Annotated in this window: 3 protein-coding genes; 1 reads left to right on the plus strand and 2 read right to left on the minus strand. The window is 71.3% G+C overall.

Annotation, left to right across the window (positions count from 1 at the left end; all coding sequences use genetic code 11):
- Together G6028_RS09650 and G6028_RS09655 are read right to left on the minus strand one after the other, a co-directional pair.
- Positions 1 to 912: MaoC family dehydratase (locus tag G6028_RS09650; RefSeq protein WP_338404189.1), on the minus strand; the 912-nt coding region annotated here is incomplete at its 3' end.
- Positions 909 to 2,258, minus strand: coding sequence for a 3-oxoacyl-ACP reductase (locus tag G6028_RS09655; RefSeq protein WP_187701339.1), 1,350 nt, complete (start codon positions 2,256 to 2,258; stop codon positions 909 to 911). The genes G6028_RS09655 and G6028_RS09650, both read right to left, overlap by 4 nt.
- 122 nt (positions 2,259 to 2,380) lie before the next feature.
- On the opposite strand from G6028_RS09655, the gene G6028_RS09660 reads away from it, so the two are divergent.
- Positions 2,381 to 3,553, plus strand: a 1,173-nt coding sequence (locus G6028_RS09660) for an acetyl-CoA C-acetyltransferase (RefSeq protein WP_182658740.1), incomplete at its 3' end; no start/stop codon positions are given.

The following is a 3,553-nucleotide window of genomic DNA, read 5'->3' on the forward strand; positions in this document are numbered from 1 at the left end:
GGTGCCGGTGCCGGCGCCCGCGTCGGGCCGGGCGCCCGCAACAGCCCCGCGCCGGGCGTAGATCGCGAGCTTCGCGGGCAGCACGACGGGTTTGCCGAACTCCACCGAGTAGCGCGCCCGCTCGGGGATGGCGCCCTCGACCACACCGAGCATGGTGGCGGCCGTCCACATCCCGTGCGCGATGACGTTGGGGAACCCGAACGCCTTGGCGCCCACCTTGGAGACGTGGATGGGGTTGCGGTCCCCGGACACCGACGCGTACTCGGAGATCAGCGACTCGGACACCGACCTGACCACGGTGGGGTCACCGATCTCCGCGGCCGTGGGCGGCTCGGGCCTCGGCGGGCGCGGTGCGTCCTTGGGAGGGGTCAGTGACGTCCGGCGCTTGGAGAGCAGGCCCGACCGCTGGACCCAGGACGGCTGGTCGTCGTCGCCGGTACGGATCTCCGTGACGATGTCGAGCAGCAACCCGGCGGGGTGCTCCCGCAGGTTCTCGGCCCGCGCGCGGATCGAGAGCTCGTCGCCCACCCGCAAGGGGCGGTGGGACTCGATCTCGTTGGTCAGGTGCACCGAGCCCATGGCCGGGACCGGGTAGGCCGGGTCCAACATGAGCTGCATGCTCAGGGGGAAGGCCAGCGTGAACGGGTAGGTCAGCGGCAGGGCGTCACCGAACCGCAGGTCGCAGACGCGGGCGTAGGCGGCCAGATTGGCCACGTCCACGCGCACGCCGGCCACCTCGACGCCCTTGTCGGGCATCGACGTGCCGTCGCGCTTGCCGCCCACCACGGGGACAGAGCCGACGGCCGCCTTGCCGTACTGGGCCAGGAGGTTGGGGATGGCGGGCAGGCGGGTGTACTCCACGGTGTTCTCCGACCTGGTGTTCTCCGACGACGAGCGATCCACCTCGATCACGCGCCCAGGAGGGACTGGCCACACACGCGGATCACGTTGTCGGTGACCGCGGAGGAGGCGGGGCTGGCGAAGTAGGCGATCGTCTCGGCCACGTCGACGGGCAGACCGCCCTGCTGCATGGAGTTCATGCGGCGTCCGGCCTCGCGGGTGGCGAACGGGATGGCCGCGGTCATCTGGGTCTCGATGAAGCCGGGGGCCACGGCGTTGACGGTGATCTTCTTGGACGCCAGCTCGGCGGAGGCGCCGTCGACGAACCCGATCACGCCGGCCTTGGAGGCGGCGTAGTTGGTCTGGCCGCGGTTGCCGGCGATCCCGGCCATCGAGGAGACGCCCACGACGCGGCCGCCCTCGGTGAGGACGCCCTTCTCCGCGAGCTCGGCGGTGATCCGCTCCGGCGCGACGAGGTTGACGGCCATGACCGAGTCCCAGCGCGCCGAGTCCATGCCGGCCAGGGTCTTGTCGCGGGTGATGCCCGCGTTGTGCACGAGGATGTCGATGACGCCCTCGTGGCGCTCCTGCACGTGCTTGGCCAACACCTCGGCGGCGTCGGCGGCGGTCACGTCGAGCGGCAGCGAGGTGCCGCCCACCTTGTTGGCGGTCGCGGAGAGGGACTCGCCGGCGGCGGGGACGTCACAGCAGATCACGTGCGCCCCGTCGCGGGAGAGCACGGCGGCGATCTCCGCACCGATGCCCCGGGCCGCGCCCGTGACCACGGCGACCTTGCCCTCGAGGGGGCGGTCCCAGGACCCGGGGGCGGTCGCGGCGCCGGCACCCACGCGGAACACCTGGGCGTCGACGTAGGCGGACTTGCCGGAGAGGATGAAGCGCAGGGTGGACTCGAGGCCCGACGCGCCGGTGTCGGCGTCGGCGGAGACGTAGACCAGCTGGACGGTGGTGCCCCGCTTCATCTCCTTGCCGAGCGAGCGGGTGAAGCCCTCGAGCGCGCGCTGGGCGATGCGCTCCTCCACCGACCCGGTCTCCTCCGGGGTGGTGCCCAGGACCACGACGCGGCCGCTGGCGGCGACGCGGCGGACGACGGGGTTGAAGAAGTCGAACAGGGCCTTGAGGTCCTCGGTGCGGCGGATGCCGGTGGCGTCGAAGACCAGGCCGGCGAACTTGCCCTCGGCGTCCGCGCCGGCCAGCTCGTAGTCCGACTCGAGGATCGCGCGGACGGGCTCGACCAGGCGGCCCTCGCCGCCGACCAGGACCGGGCCGTGGAGAGCGGGCTGCCCGGCCTCGTGCCGGCGGAGCTGCTCGGGCTGCGGGAGGCCGACCTTGCCGGCGATGAACGACCCGGGGGCCGAGGTCACGAACTGCGAATAGAGGTCGAGGTTGCCCTGTGCCATGGCGATCATCTCCTGGAGAGGTGCGGTCTTACGGGTCGACAAGTAACTTACTGCTGAGTAACAATACTAGTCGGGCCGCGCTACGGGCCACCGGACACCGAGAACAAACGGGAGTGACACACGTGACCACAAGCCCCCGCAAGGTCGCCATCGTCGGCGGCAACCGAATCCCCTTCGCGCGATCGAACGGCAAGTACGCGGACGCCTCCAACCAGGACATGCTGACGGCCGCCATCGACGGTCTCGCCAGCCGCTACAACCTGCAGGGCAAGCGCATGGGCATGGTCGCCGCCGGCGCCGTCCTCAAGCATGCCCGCGATTTCAACCTCACTCGCGAATCCGTCGTCGGCTCCGTCCTCGACTCCTCGAGCCCGGCCTACGACGTGCAGCAGGCGTGCGGCACCGGCCTGGCCACGGCCATCCAGGTCGCCGACGCCATCGCGGTCGGCCGCATCGACGCCGGGATCGCGGGCGGCACCGACACCACCTCCGACGCCCCGCTGGCCGTCAACGACGACCTGCGCAAGATCCTCATCAAGGTCACCTCGGCCAAGAGCACGGTCGACCGGCTCAGGCTCCTCGGCGACATCCGTCCGCAGTCGCTGGTCCCCGAGCAGCCGCAGAACGCGGAGCCCCGCACCGGACTGTCCATGGGTGAGCACGCCGCCATCACCGCCCGCGAGCTCGGCGTGACCCGCGAGGCCCAGGACGCGCTCGCCGCGGCCAGCCACCACAACCTCGCCGCCTCCTACGAGTCCGGCTTCCAGGACGACCTGGTCACCCCGTTCCTCGGCGTGCCGCGGGACGACAACATGCGTCCCGACTCGTCCGAGGAGAAGCTCGGCAAGCTCAAGCCGGTCTTCGGCAAGCGCGACGCCGAGGCCCACGGCACCGAGGCCACCATGACGGCCGGGAACTCCACCCCGCTCACCGACGGCGCCTCCGCGGTCCTGCTGGCGAGCGAGGCCTGGGCGGAGGAGAACAAGCTCCCCGTCCGCGCCTACCTGGTGGACTCCGAGACCGCGGCGGTGGACTTCATCCACGGCCACGACGGCCGCACCCCGGACGGGCTCCTCATGGCGCCCACCTACGCGGTCCCGCGGCTTCTGGAGCGCAACGGCCTGACACTGCAGGACTTCGACTACTACGAGATCCACGAGGCGTTCGCCTCGCAGGTCCTGGCCACGCTCGCGGCCTGGGAGTCCGAGGAGTACTGCACCGAGCGACTCGGTCTGGACTCCGCGCTCGGATCGATCGACCGCAGCAAGCTCAACGTCCACGGTTCCTCGCTGGCG

The organism is Dietzia cercidiphylli (genome assembly GCF_014145145.1).
Classification (GTDB): Bacteria; Actinomycetota; Actinomycetes; order Mycobacteriales; family Mycobacteriaceae; genus Dietzia; species Dietzia natronolimnaea.

What these genes read in the sequence shown, in the direction of transcription:
- G6028_RS09655 (WP_187701339.1), bottom strand. Translation starts at nt 2,258, where the DNA reads ATGGCACAGGGCAACCTCGACCTCTATTCGCAGTTCGTGACCTCGGCC.